The sequence below is a fragment of the Anaplasmataceae bacterium AB001_6 genome, assembly GCA_020002265.1.
GTDB lineage: Bacteria > Pseudomonadota > Alphaproteobacteria > Rickettsiales > Anaplasmataceae > AB001-6.
The window spans coordinates 598,720-616,181 of the sequence record CP048228.1; the positions used below are offsets into that span (position 1 = coordinate 598,720).

General features: G+C 26.3%; 18 protein-coding genes and 2 tRNA genes. 7 read left to right on the plus strand and 13 right to left on the minus strand.

Going from position 1 to position 17,462, the window contains the following annotated elements; translation table 11 throughout:
- The first annotated feature begins 16 nt into the window (after nt 1-16).
- Nucleotides 17-1,951 (plus strand): ComEC/Rec2 family competence protein, encoded by a 1,935-nt coding sequence (locus GUI12_02840; protein ID UAT43078.1) that lies wholly within the window; start codon nt 17-19, stop codon nt 1,949-1,951.
- Here GUI12_02840 and GUI12_02845 read toward each other — a convergent pair.
- Nucleotides 1,948-3,369 carry a hypothetical protein gene (locus tag GUI12_02845; GenBank protein ID UAT43079.1) on the minus strand — a complete coding sequence of 474 codons (1,422 nt, stop codon included), beginning with the start codon at nt 3,367-3,369 and terminating at the stop codon, nt 1,948-1,950. The genes GUI12_02840 and GUI12_02845 overlap by 4 nt on opposite strands.
- A gap of 82 nt (nt 3,370-3,451) precedes the next feature.
- Between GUI12_02845 and GUI12_02850 the strand changes: the two genes are divergently transcribed.
- Entirely contained in the window at nt 3,452-4,165 is a 714-nt protein-coding gene (locus GUI12_02850) for an rRNA pseudouridine synthase (protein ID UAT43080.1), read from the plus strand.
- Here the strand turns inward: GUI12_02850 and GUI12_02855 are convergent.
- From GUI12_02855 to GUI12_02885, 7 genes are all read right to left on the minus strand, one after another.
- A complete protein-coding gene (locus tag GUI12_02855) occupies nt 4,119-4,403 on the minus strand; it encodes a succinate dehydrogenase assembly factor 2 (protein ID UAT43081.1) in 285 nt (94 codons plus the stop codon). The two genes, GUI12_02850 and GUI12_02855, sit on opposite strands and share 47 nt — an antisense overlap.
- A gap of 11 nt (nt 4,404-4,414) precedes the next feature.
- Nucleotides 4,415-4,801 (minus strand): flagellar basal body rod protein FlgB, encoded by a 387-nt coding sequence (gene flgB / locus GUI12_02860; protein ID UAT43082.1) that lies wholly within the window; start codon nt 4,799-4,801, stop codon nt 4,415-4,417.
- 48 nt (nt 4,802-4,849) lie between these two features.
- Nucleotides 4,850-6,367, minus strand: a complete 1,518-nt coding sequence (locus GUI12_02865; GenBank protein ID UAT43083.1) for a PDZ domain-containing protein — start codon at nt 6,365-6,367, stop codon at nt 4,850-4,852.
- Between the two features lie 74 nt (nt 6,368-6,441).
- Complete coding sequence (locus GUI12_02870; protein UAT43084.1) at nt 6,442-7,317, minus strand: protease modulator HflC; 876 nt, start codon at nt 7,315-7,317, stop codon at nt 6,442-6,444.
- Entirely contained in the window at nt 7,307-8,365 is a 1,059-nt protein-coding gene (gene hflK / locus GUI12_02875) for an FtsH protease activity modulator HflK (GenBank protein ID UAT43085.1), read from the minus strand. The genes GUI12_02870 and hflK overlap by 11 nt, the downstream gene beginning before the upstream one ends.
- Nucleotides 8,366-8,370: 5 nt before the next feature.
- Nucleotides 8,371-9,213, minus strand: coding sequence for an FAD-dependent thymidylate synthase (locus GUI12_02880; GenBank protein UAT43086.1), 843 nt, complete (start codon nt 9,211-9,213; stop codon nt 8,371-8,373).
- 131 nt (nt 9,214-9,344) lie between these two features.
- On the minus strand, nt 9,345-9,755 hold the full coding sequence (locus tag GUI12_02885) for a TraR/DksA family transcriptional regulator (protein ID UAT43087.1): 411 nt from the start codon (nt 9,753-9,755) through the stop codon (nt 9,345-9,347).
- A gap of 320 nt (nt 9,756-10,075) precedes the next feature.
- Between GUI12_02885 and GUI12_02890 the strand changes: the two genes are divergently transcribed.
- On the plus strand, nt 10,076-10,513 hold the full coding sequence (locus tag GUI12_02890) for a hypothetical protein (protein UAT43088.1): 438 nt from the start codon (nt 10,076-10,078) through the stop codon (nt 10,511-10,513).
- Between the two features lie 34 nt (nt 10,514-10,547).
- Nucleotides 10,548-10,621 (plus strand) — tRNA-Arg (locus tag GUI12_02895).
- A 35-nt stretch (nt 10,622-10,656) separates the two neighbouring features.
- On the opposite strand, the gene GUI12_02900 is transcribed toward GUI12_02895, so the two are convergent.
- Together GUI12_02900 and GUI12_02905 are read right to left on the minus strand one after the other, a co-directional pair.
- Complete coding sequence (locus GUI12_02900; protein ID UAT43089.1) at nt 10,657-11,514, minus strand: rod shape-determining protein MreC; 858 nt, start codon at nt 11,512-11,514, stop codon at nt 10,657-10,659.
- Nucleotide 11,515: 1 nt separating this feature from the next.
- Nucleotides 11,516-12,181 carry an O-methyltransferase gene (locus GUI12_02905; protein UAT43090.1) on the minus strand — a complete coding sequence of 222 codons (666 nt, stop codon included), beginning with the start codon at nt 12,179-12,181 and terminating at the stop codon, nt 11,516-11,518.
- A 146-nt stretch (nt 12,182-12,327) separates the two neighbouring features.
- Here GUI12_02905 and GUI12_02910 point away from each other — a divergent pair.
- Nucleotides 12,328-12,412 (plus strand) — tRNA-Ser (locus tag GUI12_02910).
- Nucleotides 12,413-12,618: 206 nt separating this feature from the next.
- On the opposite strand, the gene GUI12_02915 is transcribed toward GUI12_02910, so the two are convergent.
- Together GUI12_02915 and GUI12_02920 are read right to left on the minus strand one after the other, a co-directional pair.
- Nucleotides 12,619-12,969, minus strand: coding sequence for an HU family DNA-binding protein (locus GUI12_02915; protein ID UAT43091.1), 351 nt, complete (start codon nt 12,967-12,969; stop codon nt 12,619-12,621).
- Nucleotides 12,970-13,098: 129 nt separating this feature from the next.
- Nucleotides 13,099-13,611 (minus strand): inorganic pyrophosphatase, encoded by a 513-nt coding sequence (locus GUI12_02920; protein UAT43092.1) that lies wholly within the window; start codon nt 13,609-13,611, stop codon nt 13,099-13,101.
- A gap of 100 nt (nt 13,612-13,711) precedes the next feature.
- Here GUI12_02920 and eno point away from each other — a divergent pair, with 100 nt between their 5' ends.
- Both eno and GUI12_02930 read left to right on the plus strand, forming a co-directional pair.
- The gene (gene eno, locus GUI12_02925) at nt 13,712-14,953 is read left to right on the plus strand and encodes a phosphopyruvate hydratase (protein UAT43093.1); all 1,242 of its coding nucleotides are present in this window, start codon (nt 13,712-13,714) and stop codon (nt 14,951-14,953) included.
- Entirely contained in the window at nt 14,954-16,144 is a 1,191-nt protein-coding gene (locus GUI12_02930) for a CCA tRNA nucleotidyltransferase (protein ID UAT43094.1), read from the plus strand.
- 17 nt (nt 16,145-16,161) lie between these two features.
- Here GUI12_02930 and GUI12_02935 read toward each other — a convergent pair whose 3' ends face one another.
- A complete protein-coding gene (locus GUI12_02935) occupies nt 16,162-17,382 on the minus strand; it encodes an ABC transporter substrate-binding protein (protein UAT43095.1) in 1,221 nt (406 codons plus the stop codon).
- Between the last annotated feature and the right edge of the window lie 80 nt (nt 17,383-17,462).

Below are 17,462 nucleotides of genomic sequence, written 5' to 3' on the forward strand. Positions count from 1 at the left end.
GTCACATGTTATTAATATGTTAAGAAAAAATACGGCACCTCAAAATAAGCAAGAGATAAAAAAACATAATCAAAATAGATCCATAATATTAATACCCCTAGCACTTTCAATAAGCATAATAATACACTTTAATAATAAAAATTTTATTTACAACAATGTATATATAATTTTAGCAATGTACGCTCTTTTTATAATATTGCTATATATATCAAAAAAATTACAAAAAAAATCTATACTTATGATATTAGCGTCTTTTTTAATAGGTTTTTATATATCAAATATACAAACTAAAGAAAATTCATTACTAATAACAGATAATATAAAAGACAACATATATATTTTTATCACGGGGAAAATTCTAAAAATTAAAAAATTAAAAAACAATCAAAGTATGTTATTACTAGAGAATCACTCTAATTCAAAAAATTTAAAGCTAAAAAACGTAAAAATATATACATATAATTTACCTAAAGATATTTATACCTCAGATATCATAAATACAAAAATTCTTCTATTTAAAACAAAAAAAGCAAATGATATATTAAGCCAAAGATTTCAGAGATATAATTTAATATACAATATATCTGGCACTGGAAATTCAATATCTACAATTAAAAAAATATATGAAGGAGATGTATTTATCAGATTTTTTGATAAAATAAGGCAAGATTGCTATGAAAGATATCATGAAATATTTCACAATGATAAAAATGCTGCAAATATTACTTCTTCGTTGATAATAGGATATAGAACGACGCTGTCAAATGATTTAAATGAGAAAATAAAAAAGACAGGTTTATCGCATATTTTTGCAATTTCAGGGCTTCATTTTAATATAGTGATAGCCTTGTCTTTTATGATAATAAATAAAATATTATCAATTTTTCGCTGTATAAGTTTAAATTTTAATACAATAAAAATCACTGCTTTTATAACAATATTTTTAAGCACATTATTTATAATGATTTCAGGACATCCTATCTCAGCTCAAAGAGCGTATTGGATGATAATTTATTATCTTATATCAATATTAATAAATAGAAAAACAAATTCAATATATTGCTTCAGCATAGTAATGTTTGCAATGTTAATTGCAAATCCAACAAATATATTCGATATTGGCTTTCAGTTATCTTTTTTATCTACTTTTATAATATTAAGTATTGTAAATAAAAAAAATGTCTATAACAAAGAAAATAATTTCAAAAAAATAAGAAAAGTTGTTAATTATATAATTGATATCGCTAAAATATCAACAATAATAAACATAGGTATTACCCCCTTAATTGCTTACCATTTTCAATATTTATCATTAATAGGAATATTGGCAAATATATTAATAATACCATTAATATCTTTTATAATAATGCCAACCATTGTATTATTGACAATAGCTATGATGTTTAAAGATCCTATTTTCTTGACTTGTATAGCAAAAAAATCCATAGCATTAATGATATATATCATAGATCTACTATCAGATATTAAATTCGCATCTATAGATACAAATATAATAGATGGTTATAGCGCATTATTTATCACGCTAGGTATAATATTCTTTCTGTCTTGGAAAGGTCAAATAAGATATAATGCTATATTACTCTTTTTACCGTGTTTTTATTCCTATAAAACACAGCTAAATTATAATAATATGAATATATTTTTATCAGACAATAACTTTGCTATAAGAGAAAATAATCTTTTATACATATATAAAGAAAAACATAAATATTCTAAAGAAGAAAAAAATTGGTTGCATATAAATCAACAAAAAAAATTTATCCCTATTTCTGATAAAAATAGATCAATAAAATGTGATTATATAAAATGCGTATACGATAAGAAATCAATTATTATACTTGATGATGATTTTAAAATAGATAAGCGCTATTTAGAAAATTTTGATAATATTCACCATGTGAATATAGAAAATAAAAGATTAATTAATTAACTAAATATTTTGGGTGAACCAAAACCTATTGCTAAAACAATATGACTAAAACCTAAATTCAAGGCATCTTCTAGGGTTAGATTGTAACCTAAATGTATCCCACCAAATATTTTAAACCTTGATCTTCTTTCTAAAATTATACGTATAACTTTCAGCAAATTTTTATTCCATCTGACTGTTATCCCATATTCCATCACACCGCCAAATCCATATATTGTTCTATCTTTTAGATCATTAAATATTTCATTAATATCTTTAATAGGTTTAAAATCTTCACCTGTAAGATATTCATCTAAAGGCTCTATTTTTAAAGAATCTATCATAACAACATTATGGCCATAATTTAACATATAATGCGCCATCGAAAACCCAGATGGACCAGAACCAACAACTAAAATATCTTGTTTTGTATCATCACGATAAAATGCATCATAATGGGGACTCACAGGGTTCCACCTTGTTAATAAACTATATATTTCAAAACCATAGTCTAACTTTAGAACATTCATTAATACATTGCTTTCTATTCCCGGTATATTAACTGGTGTTTGCTTTTGATAAATACAGGACATACTACAATCATTACATATTCTATAACCAGTAGCTGGACACATTGGATTATTTATCATGACTACTATTAGAGCAGCAATAAAATCACCTTGAGCAAAAAGATAATTCATCTCTGATATATGCTCTTTTAATGGACACCCTTTTAAAATCTCATCATTATGAGACTTTTTATATTCTCCACTTTTATCTTTAATTCCAAGACGACAACTATCCTTCCCTCTATTGTGACAAAAAATGCAATAGTTAGCATTATTAACAGATTCCGATAATCCAAATGTAACATCTGATAAAGAGAAATCATCCCTAGAATCTAGATGTGTAGAAAATATAGTACATTCATCATCATTTTTAATATGATCTAGTAAAATATCATTATGATCAATTTTTTTAGGTAGAGAAAATAAAATGCCAGTATTTTTTATATTACTATCGATTTGATAATGAAAATATTGTTTTAATAAATCCATTTGAAATTCGCTCAAATCGTTATTTAAAATATCTTGTAATGATTTCTCATTTATTACATCAATATTAAATTCTTTTCGTATTAAATTATCTATTTCATCAGAAATATTATCTAATTTATAATTTTTAGATAAAATTTTTTTTTGAATTACATTACGTTTTAAATAATATATTTTTTGCTTATCTACTATCAGTGTTTTGATTTTTTCAAAATTGTCTTTTATATCAAATAAAGAAAGGATAAAATTTTGTAACAATATTGCACTATCTATCAAATTTTCCTTTTTATCATTCAACACAAATTCATCAAACAAACTATTTAATTTTATAATTCCATCAACAGAATATAAATCACGAAATTTTAAACCAAAATTTAATTTCATAATAAAATAGCAAATGCAAAAATTCTGTAATATTATATATCTATATTTGGAATAAAGATAATGTTGACTTATAAAATATATAATGAGAATTGCAAAATATATAGCAAATTGTGGTTATTGTTCTAGGCGACAAGCCGAAAAATTAATATATTCCAAAAAGATAAAAATTGATAATAAAATAGTAGAATCCCCATTAACATTTGTAAATGATAATAATGTAGTAAAAATTGATGAAAAAATTATACAAAAAAGTCAAACAAAAATAGTTCTATTTTATAAACCGACTGGTTTTTTGACTACACATAAAGATCCTCAAGGAAGAAAATCAATATTTGACATACTCCCAAAAGACATGAAAAATCTAATTTTTATTGGACGGTTAGATATGCAAAGTGAGGGATTAATAATTTTAACTAATAATAGAAAAATTGCTAATAAATTAACTAATCCTAAAAATGAAATAGAAAGACAATATAAAGTAAAAATTTTTGGAACCACTAATTTCCAACAATTTATATTAAAATTGAAACATAAAATAGAGATAAACGATATTTTATATAAAAAGATAGACGTAAATATAATCAAGCGTACAAAAAATAATACTACAATGATTTTAACATTAATAGAGGGAAAAAATCGGGAAATAAGGAATATAATGTCGTATTTTGATCTTAAAATATCTAAATTAATCAGGATAAAATTTGATCATTTTTCAATTGAAAATCTTAAAATTGGAGAATATAAAGTAGTCAGCAGGAAGCATGTGATGCAATATGAAAACTTATTATTTCCTTAATTAAATACAGTTCTGTAGGAACGGACTCCAGATTGCAGAAGTAATAATACAGCAAATCATCATCAATTTCCATTATTTTACTGTATTGCAAAAGCCCCTCATAATTCATAGAGCACAAATGAAATTTAGCATATTTTCCAAGTATCAAGTCCATCTCTTTACAGCCTCTATAAATACTTTTATAAATCAGTTTCTTTCTTATAAAATACAACTCATCATTGTTATCTAAAAAATCCATAAACTAAAAATTCACCTTGAAACATTAGAAAACATACTCTTCATTATATTTATCCACTTTTTATACAGCAATAAATATTCTTCATATTTCACGTTATTTTTTGTATATTTCATTGATTCAGATTCCAAATTAACATTATTTCCGTCCAACTTCATATAATCTCTTTTGCGATTAATCTGAGTATTATATCCAGCAAAAGAAAGTCTTCGTGATGTTAAATGAGCAGAATTAGTCTTAGTTAAGACAATATTTTTAAATTTGGATGCACTATTATCTTTTTTTTCTTCTAAATCTTTAGATAAAAATCCTGGAGTATTGATGTTAGCAATATTTTGCGATATCACCTCCCTTCTCTTACTAGAATAATCCATTTTTTGCACTAAATCATCAATTATCATAGAATTAATAAAATATAAAATACGAATTATATCATATAATATTAAACATCACTTAATATTCAATACCAATGAAAAGTTCTCTCCTAATCTATCAATAAACAATAAAACAGAGTCTCCTGCCTGTAATTTATCAACATCTTGTATAAATTTAAAAAAATCTTTCTCTGTTTGTATAAGTGTCATGCTACCATTTCCAATAATAAAAGCACGCACAACATCACCAAAATTAAGATTAAAAGATTTATTAGTGCTATCATCATTGTCGACATTTACAATGACTGCGCCACTTCTATTATCACTAATACCTCTATTGTTTCTTACTTTATCTGAAAGATATTCAAGTTCTATACCTAATTTTGATACAGAATGTATTTGTGCATTCTTACTATCATTGTAAAGAGAAAGAGATGGCCTTAATTTGAAATTCATTTCTTCAAAATTTACAGAAGAAAAAAGCTTTCCCCCTTCCTTTTTTCTGAGCAAAGAAATTTTCAAATCTTTATTCATATCAGAATATTCAACAATATTACCAACTTGTAAAGGATTTTTTATAGCAGTATCATTAATTCTTGTTAAGACATCTCCTGTCTTGATACCAGCTTTAAAAGCGGGAGAATTTTTTGCAACACCCACAATTAAAACTCCTCTATCGTAATAATATTTATCAGGTAACTCTAAAAAAGAAAAAATATCATCGGTTATATACTGCATAGTTAAACCAATTAAACCCTTATCTTTTTGTTTTCCTTCTTTAAGAGAGTTTGCAATAGGTAAAACTACGTCAGCAGGAATAGCAAAAGACACTCCAACATTACCAAAATAATTAGCAGGAGCTATAATAGCAACGTTAACACCAATAACTTCTCCATCTATATTAAATAACGGACCACCTGAACTACCCATATTCATCGCGGCATCTGTTTGTATTAAATCTATACCCTGTTGTAATATATCTCTATTTAAAGCAGATATAATACCTACACTAGTTGAAACACCTATTCCAAATTGATTTCCAATCGAAATAACCCAATCACCAATTTTATATTTCTTCGTTACATCAAATTTTAAATGAGGAAAATCTTTTCTCTTACTTGATAATTTTAAAACTGCAATATCAAAATTTTTATTGAATCCAATCATTTCAGATTCATATTTCTCCCCCAAACTATCAATCACAAAAATCTTATGTTTTGTGTTTAAATTTTCTAGAACATGATAATTTGTAACTACGTATCCAGCAGGGTCAAATATAAAGCCAGTCCCAAGTTGCTGTTTTCTCGGATTAAACTTGCCTTCTCTTTTATCATCAGTAGATGATTTATTTCTCTGATCTTCAGAAATAGCTTCAAATTGATCAAAGAAACGTTTTAAATCGCGTAATAAATCATTATTAATATATAAATCTTTAGAGGATATATGTTTTTCATTACAATTTTCTTGCTTCATATTTTTAGTAGTATCTTCAGTTGTTATATGAACAACTGAAGGTAAAACTTGATCTACAACTCGTGAAAAACCCTGTGAAAAACAATCACAATCAACTGCATAAACAGAGTTATAAAACAACAAAATGCAGCATAATAAAATAAGATAAAAAGAAAAAAATTTCTTTAGTAACTTAAGATTCAAAAACATGTCAATTATTTCACACCCTCATCAATTAAATTTAAAAAATTATTATTTTCTATATTCATTATAAATTTTCTATTTCCTTTAGAATTAGATAAATCTTTATACGCATCAATTTTTCTCTGAAAAATAAAGAATGATTTATCAACTGAATAAGCTTTATTGTAAATATCTGCAGCTTTCGCTTCTCCTTGTCCACGTATTATCTCTTCATTTTTTTTTGCATTAGCAATAATAATTTCATAATCCCTATCAGCTATTGATTTAATTTTTTTTGCCTCTTCAGCACCGTTAGCTCTTATTTCTCTAGCTTCTTTTTCTCTTTCACTATTCATTCTAGCAAAAATAGCCTCACTGTTTGCAGAAGGTAAATCAGTTTGCTTTATTCTAACATCAACGACTTCAATACCTAAAGAATTAACAACATCATTAACTTCATTTTTTATATTTCTCATTACCTCTGATCTCTTATTATTTAATAACTCAATAAGAGAAACCATACCCACATTTTCCCTCACACTTGATTCAACTATCGGATTTATTTTTCTTTCTAAAGCAATTAATGATTTACTAGATTTATAAAATTGTATCTGATCAATCACCTTATATTTAACGTAATAATTAATCATAAGTCTTTTTTGATCAGCAGCAATAATCTCTTTTGATTCTGTATTAATGTTAATTAGCCTACTGTCTACTTTAAAAACTTCTTGAATAAATGGAATTTTAAAATGAACACCAGGATTCAAAGAATTTTCACTAATAATATCACCAAATTGAACCACTATTGCTTGCTTTCCTTCTTTTACAAAAAAAACAGAAGAATAAAGAGAAGCAATAAATATAAATAAAATGGAAGAAATACATAAAATTATTTTATTTTGCATTTTTTACCCCGGAATTATCCAGATTTAAAAAAGGTAATAAAGAAGAATTACTATTCATAAATATCACCTCAGAATCAGAAAGAATGTTTCGCATCACATCAATATATAACCTATTCTTCATCACAGAAGGGTTAGCAAGATATTTATCATAAACTAATCTAAATCTTTCAGCATCACCTTGCGCTGATAAAATAATCGATTGCTTATATGCTTCAGCATTTTCTAAAATTTCATATGATATCCCTCTAGCTTTGGGAATTACTTCATTTTGATAAGCTAAAGATGCATTAATGAATTTTTCTCTATCTGCCCTTGCGGTTTGCACATCTCTAAACGCTGATATAACTTTTGCAGGTGGATCAACTGTCTTTAATTGTACAGAAATAACTTCAATCCCCATGCCATATAAATCTAGAATCTCTTGTAGCATTTTTTTTGTACGAGAAGCAATAACTGCACGACCCTCTCCTGTCAAAATAAAGGCTATATTAGATTGAGCTATTACATCCCTCATAACACCTTCCATAGCATTAACTATCGTAAAAATAGGATCATCATTTACACTATATAAAAATTTATATGAATCCACGATTTTCCATTGAAGAGAAAAATCTACATTTACTATATTTTCATCACCAGTAAGCATGAGGATTTCTCCACCTGATCTATTAGAAGAATAATATGATGATATATCTTCTCTATTTATAAATTCATACTTTACTCTCTTAACAGACGCTATTGGATACGGTAAATGATAGTGCAAACCTGGTCCCGTAACACGACTATATTTTCCAAAAAAAAGCTCTACTCCCTCCTCTTCTGGTTGCAATATATAAAAACCACTCAAAACATAAATTAGGAAAGCTATAAGCAGTATCAATATAAAATATACTATATTGAACATCTTACCATTTGGCATCATATCACCATATTTTCCATTTTTCATATTTATAAATTCACTAAATAATCCTCTTCCAGAATCATTTTCATCATCAGACCAAGGATTACGTCTATTTAAAATAAAAGATTCATATAATTTACGAAACATAAGCACTAAAATTTCTCTTCAAAATAATCTTCTAAATAATTCAATTCTCTAGCACTAATTTTATTAACTTGATCGACAACAGGCAATCCCTTTATCCTTTTTTTTAAAATCAAAGATTGATCGCATGAAAGGCTAATAGAATTAATTTTATGCTTACAAAAAGCAGAATAAGAAATAGGAACCCAAGATTTAACTATGTTATTTAATATAGTGTTTGCATATTCTCTAATTTCAAATTGAGCATGATTATCACAACGCAATCTTAGAAAATGAAAAAGGTTATGCAGATCAATTTTCCAATACCACTCAGTATAAAAATTAACCGGTAAAAAAAATCTAGCAATCTCACGAGAAACATTGCTATCCAAATATTTTGTATAAATAGATTTACTTTTTTCAGATACAGATATTAAATCTTTCAAAAACTCATCAGATAAAGAGTCATCAATTGTATTTCCCCTACCTTGCTTATTATCATTTGATTGAAAACATATATTTCCTTTGCTAGGAATATAGTAATCATCCGACATTATAGAATATCTACCAGAATATTCATTTACATTTGCAGTACGATGTCTAATCCACTGTCTTGCAACAAATACAGGTAATTTTATATGTAACTTGATTTCACACATCTCAAAGGGAGAGGTATGATTATTTTTCATGAGGTAATTAATAAGGCCACTATCTTTGCTTACATGTTTAGTTCCCTCTCCATAAGAAACTCTAGCAGCTTGAACTATAGAAGAGTCTCCTCCCATATAATCTATAACTCTGATAAAACCTTTATCAAGAACTTTAAAATGTTCCCCTAAAATATTATCTAATGCAGGTACCACGCATCTCATTAAACTAATCTTAATTACATAAGGAGATTATGATAACATCATTATAAGATATTTTGCAATATGATTATGATATTTCTATTAATTTAACTAAAATTAATAAAAATTTTTCTTTTTATTATGGAAAAAACGTATTAATCATCCAACCAATTATTACGCAATGATGTCTGTCTATTTTGTGAATCAAAATGCTCCTGGGTTGCAATAGAATATTTTGCAGTAGGTAGATATTTTAATCTTGCAATACCTATTTCATTACCACTATATTCGCAGTAACCATATATCCCTTCTTCTATTCTTTTTAATGCTTCATTAATATCACGTAGCCTCTTTGACTGTATATCACCTTTAATCGCCATATCTTCAGCATCTATTGTATCGTTGCTATTTTCCAATGTTTTTGCATTACCAGATAATTTACTTAACATAGAATTTTTCTCATCCATCAGTTTAGTATAAAAATAATGTAATTGTCTTTCGTTCATATATTCTCCTTCATCATCCAAAGGATCATAGTCACTATTCAAATTTATTTTTGATAACATTATACAATTAAAAGTAAATTAAATATAAAATAGATAGAATGTTTCATAAACAAGATAATAAAATTGATTGTTAAAAACTATCTTTGTAGTGAAATTTTATTATAAATAGCTTAATTTTATCTTAATATATACATATTATGGTTAATTTATTTACCTTTATTTTAAATAATGAACAAATATTAATAAATTATATTTTCTTTATAATGTTATCATTTGTTTGTTCAATATTTATTGAATTACAAAACATTTCTATAAATTTTTTTTATATATTAAAAATATTATTTATACAAATAGCAATAAATAATTTGTGCTTAAATACCATGAATAAATATAAATTAGAACAAATAATGATACGACAAAATCATGCAAAATATTTTGTGTATTTTATATTATCAAGTTGGTTTATATACGGAATAGGAATTGCAATCATAGAAACAATATCACATAACATATTCTATAATATACAAATTGACATTGTAGAAACAATTATCAACTCTATTATATTATTGTTCTTTATCTCAGAATCTATATTATTCTCAATAATGAAAAATAATAACACTGACAGAAAGAATATTATATTAACCCTAATAATATTACCTTTCTCCATACCAATTTTATTACTAAAACAAACTCTAGATGAAGTCAATATTATAATATACTATAAAATATGTATGATATTAGTTAGTGTATTATTCCTGACTATAGTGAATATCATTTTTATATCATATATATGTAGAATCAAAATAGAGAGTACTTAATAAATATGATAATCTGTTAATCATGAAGAAATGTGCATCTGTAACTCAGCTGGATAGAGTACTGTCTTCCGAAGTCAGGAGTCGTGGGTTCGAATCCTACCAGATGCATTCATAACATCTGTTTATTGATTCTATAAAAATTTTTAAAAGGTAATATCCTTCATTACGTATAATATCTCTGAATCTTGGCAATTCGTAAATGGTTCAATATATTTATCATCTATAACTCTCCCAATGACAATCTCACTTGGTACATCTTTATAAATGCCTAAAGTTTCAACTTCTTCATTAGGAATAATTGTTTTATCTGTTTCCTTTAAATAAGATATGATTAATCCATCTTTTCCATTTCCAGACACCAAAGAACTATTACGACTATTACGAAAAAATGCAGAAGTTCTAAAATTAACATCTGTTATACACAAAACTTGTGAAATATTGTCATTAACCCTTATAACTTTCCCAACAAGTCCTTTACTATCTATAACAACACTATTATTTGTTATGCCATTTTTTTTCCCTACAGGAATCATAATATAATGAGCAATGTCATTTTCTACTCCACCGATTGATTTTGTAGATACGTACTCAAAATTATTTTTAATGCTATAATTATTGATAAAATGCATTGATTGTCTTAAAAGGTTATTTTCCTCAATCAAATTTTCAATTAATAAATCTTTCCCATGATCATGATACGTTTTCTGTACTTCACTATTCGAGTGCGTTAGATAATCATTTAATAGCAAAAAAACAGATTTACGTATCCTATTCGTTACAATGTAAAAAGGATCAGTAACATAATTCACAGATACTATGATTATTTTTTGTGTATAAATTCTGATTGAATTAATTGCATAATTGCAATTTATATCATTATAAACGAAAAAAATAGCAATAAATAAGAAAGATAGATAACGTATAAATACCAAATATTTCGTAAAACCAAAAACAAGGAAATCAAATAGTATAAATTTACTACCAATATAAAATTTTTTCATATTAAAATTTCTTTATAGCAATACACAACCCATCAAACATTGGAAGTATTATAGATTCATATTTATCAGAATCAGCAATCCTATTATTAAATTCTCTCATAACCCTAACCATCTTAGATTTATTTGTCAAATCGTATACTCTACCACCTAAAAAACAGTTATCTGCAACAATTAAACCACCTTTTTTTAAATGTTTATCTGCCCAATCTAAATATTTACAATAACCAGATTTATTAGCGTCTATAAACATCATATCATAATGTCCCTTAATTATTTGATCAAAATATAAAACATCAATTGCATCTCCATTGATAATATTAATATTTCGATCTATCATCCTCAGGTTATCATAAGCAATGTGATAATTATCAATATTTTTCTCAATAGTTACTAAATTTCCTTCTTTAGGTATAGCATTTGCAATATGAGCAGCGGAATATCCAAACATTGTCCCTATTTCTAAGACATTTTTAATATTAAAGCACTTTATAAAAAAATTTAATAAAAAACCTTCATATCTGCTTATTTGAATAGATCTGCTACGATTATCTACAATGCTATTTTTAATATTTTCCACACAAGGATTTTTAGAATCAAGAAAATATATATCATTTATGTATTTTAAATCCTTAGAGATATTTGAAATATTTCTATTATCATGTAACATTAATATCTGAGAATTTTGATTGTACAAAATCGCTAGTATATAGCATATGTCATTTCAAATCAAACAGGATTGATAAAATGCAAGGATCAAGACAAATCTCATAAAATAATTTAGATATCTACTATCAGGAGTTATTTGCAGTAATGGGAGAGGTGGCCGAGTGGTTTAAGGCGCACGCTTGGAAAGCGTGTATATGGAAACATATCAAGGGTTCGAATCCCTTTCTTTCCGTTCATCACAGAAGAAAGGAAAGGAATGTCAATCACGCTATTTAAGATAAAGAGCGCTTCACTCTTGTATGTCATAAAAGAAAAACACCTAAAACTCAATCCAATTTTCAAACATCTTTATAAAAAAATTACCTCAAAAAAAAGAAACACTCATAACATACCCAATTTACCAAATAGATTAGATGAGAATTTTTCTCATCTTTTCATTTATTTATTAAGTTTTTTCTTCATAACCTCACTTGCTAAAAATCTTATTCTATAAGATTGTGGCTTTTTCACTTTTGCCTTCGTTTGAGGATTAGAATATTCACATGCTGGTCTTATACCAATAGAAAAGCTTCCAAATTTAGAAAATCTAACAACAAGATTAGCTAATCTATTCTTTTTCTTTTTTTCACACGCCTCTACCATATAATAATCAAGTGCATGAATCATCGCATCATAAATATCTAATATAGAATTCTTTCTTACAACAGTAGATCCATTCTCTTTCAAGATATCATAAACTTTATTAACAAAGTCTACTTTTTTAATAGTAGTATTTTCTTTACTAGACATACTCTACAAACCTCATAAGTTCTAAAATAATACACTAACATAAACATCCCTTCTGGTGAAGATATTTTATAAAAATAAATAAGTCAAGCTTATAGACTATACACTACACAATAAAATTTAAAAAATACCTTATTTTATAAGACTAAATGCATGTTTAACGTCTTTCCATCCAATGATCTTAACAAACTTTTCATCATCTAAATCTTTATAATGTAAAAAAAAGTGCTCAATAACATGCAATTCAGATTTTGATACAGATTCTATATCAATAAAATCCTTATAAAAAGCATCAACGGTAGCACAAGGAACGGTTAAAATTTTCTCATCCATGCCTTTTTCATCTTTCATAACAAGTACACCCAATATTTTTACTTTAACGACAGCTTTTGGAGAAATAGGATATCTGGAAATAACTAAAACATCCAAACAATCTCCATCCCCGCCTTTGGTTTTAGGGATATAACCATAATTACATGGATAACGCATATTGACAGGCAAAAATCTATCAACAACAAGTAAACCTGATTCTTCACATATTTCATATTTTACAGGATAAGAATCCTTTGAAATCTCGATAACAACATTGATACCTTCACTTAAAGTTGTAAAGTCGTTTTTCACACTGTTAAAGATATTAATCATAAAATCAACTAAAAACTCTTATATAATGGGTCATTATACCATAGACAACAAAATTTTGTACATTATAATTCTAACTGTAAAATTAAATTTAGAATTAAATATGCACGATATTCTTTTGATAACTGATTTAAAAGCAAGAGAAATAATAGACAGCCGTTCTAATCCAACAATTGAAGTAGATCTAGAAGTAAATAATACAATAAGATGTTCTGCTTCTGTTCCCTCAGGCGCATCCACGGGAATCTTAGAAGCTCTAGAAAAAAGAGATAACGACAGTAGTAGATTTAATGGAAAGGGTCTTATAAAGATTGTAAATAACATTAACTCAGACTTGAAAAAGGAATTAATAGGTAAAAAATTTGTTGATCAAAAAGAATTGGATAATTTCCTAATAAATTTAGATGCTACTAGCAATAAGAGCAATTTAGGTGCTAATGTCATATTAGCTATATCTATATCTTTTGCTCGCTGCCTTGCCAAAAGTAGAAATATGGATCTATATAGATCTCTCGCTTTAACAAGTAATAACAAGAAATTTATAATACCAAATCCTATGATTAACGTTATAAATGGTGGTGCACATGCAGATAATAATTTGAGTATACAAGAATTCATGATAACAATAGAAAATGAAGGAAATTTTATATCAACAATGCAAAAAGCATCAGAAATATTTTATAATTTAAAAAATATTCTAAAAAAATATAACTTATCCGTTAATGTCGGAGATGAAGGAGGTTTTGCTCCACAAATTGATCAAGCAGAGGATGCATTAAAAATGCTTGTACAATCAATAGGAAAATATGAAGATAGCGTGAAAATTGCTCTAGATGCAGCATCATCTGAATTTTTCAAGCATAATAAATATGTTGTAGATAACAGATCTTTTGATTCTACTGAACTAATTGATTACTACGAAGAATTAACAAAAAAATTCCCCATAATTTCTATAGAGGATCCAATAGCAGAAAATGATATAGATGGATGGAAAAAAATATCCGAAAGATTAAATGACAAATTGCAAATTGTTGGAGATGATTTATTTGTAACAAATTCTAAAATTTTACAGAAAGGAATAAATGAAAAAATAGCAAATGCTATAATCATAAAGCCAAATCAAATAGGAACTGTTACAGAAACAATAGATACAATAAAATTAGCTAAAAATAATAATTATATACCCATTGTTTCTCATAGATCCGGTGATACTGAAGATACTTTCATCAGTCATCTTGCCGTCGGCACAGGTTGTAAATGGATAAAAACAGGCTCAATTTCCAGAGGTGAAAGAACTGCAAAATATAATGAACTTATTAGAATAGAAGAATCAATAGAACATTAAATGAAATTAATAACTCAAGAAAATTGGTTCATAAAATACAAAAAAATCATAGATATAATACATTCTGCTGGTGGAAAGGCTATGTTTGTTGGAGGATGTATAAGAGATTTCATTGTAAATAGAAAAATATATGATGTAGATATAGCAACAGATATTGAGTGTGAAAATTTGATGATTATATTTAAAAAACAGAATCTAAAAATTATTCCAATTGGAATAAAACATGGCACAGTAAGTGTTTTTATTGAAAAAGATGAAGTACAAATAACAACACTAAGACGTGATATTGAATGTGATGGAAGGCATGCCATAGTGGAATTTACTAATAATTGGTATGAAGATGCTTCAAGAAGAGATTTCACATTCAACTCTCTTTATTGTGATTTAAATGGAAAAATACACGATTACTTTAACGGAATATCAGATTTAAAAAATCGCTTAGTAAAATTTATTAATGATCCAACAAAAAGAATAAATGAAGACCATTTGAGAATATTAAGAGCTTTTAGATTTTGTGCATATATAAATGGAACAATTGAAGCTAATTCTTTAAATGCCTGCATCAAATACAAAGAAAAATTAAACAAAATATCCGGTGAAAGAATACGTACTGAAATGCTAAAATTACTTGAAAATGATTTCGAATACAGGGTATTAAAAAACCTTTATCAAACATCAATTTTATATATATTTTTTCCCTTTGAAATAAATATAGATTCAATAAATATTAATACTAAAAATATCAACAATAACAGCATAGCATTAATAAGATTAACTTATATTATTTCATTATCTATGGAAAATAGTACAAAAATAATTGAATATGTATCAAAACGTTGGGTTTTATCAAAAATAGAAAAAAAAATCATTTATGAACTTTTAGAAAATAATATGGATTTGACAAAATTAAATAGAATCCTTTTTTCAAAAGGCAAGGACATGGTAGTAAAAAAACTCATTTATATGTATTTACAAAAACATATAGATTTTGAAAATCTACAAAAAAAAATGCTATTTATAGATAAATTTATAATACCAAAATTCCCTATAACAGGAGTGGATATAAAACAAAAAGGTATTAAAGAAGGAAAAAAAATAGGAGAAATAAAGAATTTTTTGATAGAAGAATGGCACAAAAGCAATTATAAATTATCAAAAAAACAATTGTTAGAAAAAATAGAGAGTAAATAACATATAAAATTACTCAATTATTCCACAAAATCTTTCCAAGATGTTTTAAAATTTTCAAACTCTTTCAAAATAGAAGGGCTAAAATCGTTGACTCTTCCACCATTGATATTTTTCATCCATATTTTTCTACTAAAATTATTATCATATTGGTTTATTCCCAAACTTAAGGAACCATCTAAATCAAAAGAAGTTAAACTATTAAGTGCATCAATAATTGTTTCTCTATTAATTTTTGTCTCACTATCTATATTTTGCAGAGCTTTAATCAAAATTCTAGCGCTTATATAGCCTTCGAAAGCAGAATTATTAGGTTCTAATTCAAAAGGAAGCATTTTGGCTCTATCTTCTTCACTGATAACTTCTATATGTTTATAAAAGCTATCTTTAAAATTACTTACTAATTTATCATTTTTCTTTCCCAAATCAGGCACCAATTGATTTACAATAACTCTTTGAGAAAATTCCTCACATAATATACTATTCTTTTTACAAAGTTGATATATTAAACCTTCTGTAGTCGGAAAAGATAGTACAAAATAATACGATTGAGGATAAATTTCCTTCATACTTTTTATAAAATCAGATATAGGCAGACTAGTTCCTGCAAGAATAAAAGCTTTAATACTTTTCTTTTTTGCATCTGTTATTGTCTTAATTGCACTACCAACATAATCGGTATTTCTAAAATATTTAGCATACAAAATTGAGTTTATCTGTTCTGGAGTAATATTATCTTGTATTAACCCAATCTCTTTTACTATATCAATATACCTAGATTCTTTATTTGTATTTCCAGAATCTTGAGCAAATATAGCAATATCATCAATTGTCATGTTGCTATCAAAAATAGTATTGAGAATTAACTTAATCTCATCAATATAATTAGGACGATAATTAATTAAATATCTATTATTTTTATCATGCAAATATTTAGATCCACTATAAGGAGCAAAATATAATATCTTTTTTTCTTCAATAATAGGGATAACTGCTTCAGAAGTAGGAGACCCAATACTACCTATTATTCCAAGCATTCTATTATCAGTAGCAAATCTTAAAATATTTTTCTTTGAATAAAAAGCTTCATAATTGTCGTTTAAAGTTACTAGACGTAATTTTTGGCCTCTTATATCATTTTTAGAATTAAACTCTTCGAAGGCTGCCTTTATCCCTATACTAACACTCCTTCCTAAAAAGCCACTACTCCCATTGAAATCTCCTGACATTCCAAAATACATAAAGCTACCCGCACTATAGATATCTTGACATATGGAAAAAGAAATAAAAAAGAATATAAAATATATGAATCTAGGAAGCA

Coding starts and splice junctions, on each gene's coding strand:
- GUI12_02855 (UAT43081.1), bottom strand. CDS start 4,403: ATGGATTTTTTAGATAACAATGATGAGTTGTATTTTATAAGAAAGAAA.
- GUI12_02880 (UAT43086.1), bottom strand. CDS start 9,213: ATGAGATGCGTGGTACCTGCATTAGATAATATTTTAGGGGAACATTTT.
- GUI12_02900 (UAT43089.1), bottom strand. CDS start 11,514: ATGAAAAAATTTTATATTGGTAGTAAATTTATACTATTTGATTTCCTT.
- GUI12_02885 (UAT43087.1), bottom strand. CDS start 9,755: ATGTTATCAAAAATAAATTTGAATAGTGACTATGATCCTTTGGATGAT.
- GUI12_02840 (UAT43078.1), top strand. CDS start 17: ATGTTAAGAAAAAATACGGCACCTCAAAATAAGCAAGAGATAAAAAAA.
- eno (UAT43093.1), top strand. CDS start 13,712: ATGCACGATATTCTTTTGATAACTGATTTAAAAGCAAGAGAAATAATA.
- GUI12_02920 (UAT43092.1), bottom strand. CDS start 13,611: ATGATTAATATCTTTAACAGTGTGAAAAACGACTTTACAACTTTAAGT.
- GUI12_02930 (UAT43094.1), top strand. CDS start 14,954: ATGAAATTAATAACTCAAGAAAATTGGTTCATAAAATACAAAAAAATC.
- GUI12_02870 (UAT43084.1), bottom strand. CDS start 7,317: ATGCAAAATAAAATAATTTTATGTATTTCTTCCATTTTATTTATATTT.
- flgB (UAT43082.1), bottom strand. CDS start 4,801: ATGATAATTGATGATTTAGTGCAAAAAATGGATTATTCTAGTAAGAGA.
- hflK (UAT43085.1), bottom strand. CDS start 8,365: ATGTTTCGTAAATTATATGAATCTTTTATTTTAAATAGACGTAATCCT.
- GUI12_02915 (UAT43091.1), bottom strand. CDS start 12,969: ATGTCTAGTAAAGAAAATACTACTATTAAAAAAGTAGACTTTGTTAAT.
- GUI12_02845 (UAT43079.1), bottom strand. CDS start 3,369: ATGAAATTAAATTTTGGTTTAAAATTTCGTGATTTATATTCTGTTGAT.
- GUI12_02890 (UAT43088.1), top strand. CDS start 10,076: ATGAATAAATATAAATTAGAACAAATAATGATACGACAAAATCATGCA.
- GUI12_02850 (UAT43080.1), top strand. CDS start 3,452: ATGAGAATTGCAAAATATATAGCAAATTGTGGTTATTGTTCTAGGCGA.
- GUI12_02905 (UAT43090.1), bottom strand. CDS start 12,181: ATGTTACATGATAATAGAAATATTTCAAATATCTCTAAGGATTTAAAA.
- GUI12_02935 (UAT43095.1), bottom strand. CDS start 17,382: ATGTATTTTGGAATGTCAGGAGATTTCAATGGGAGTAGTGGCTTTTTA.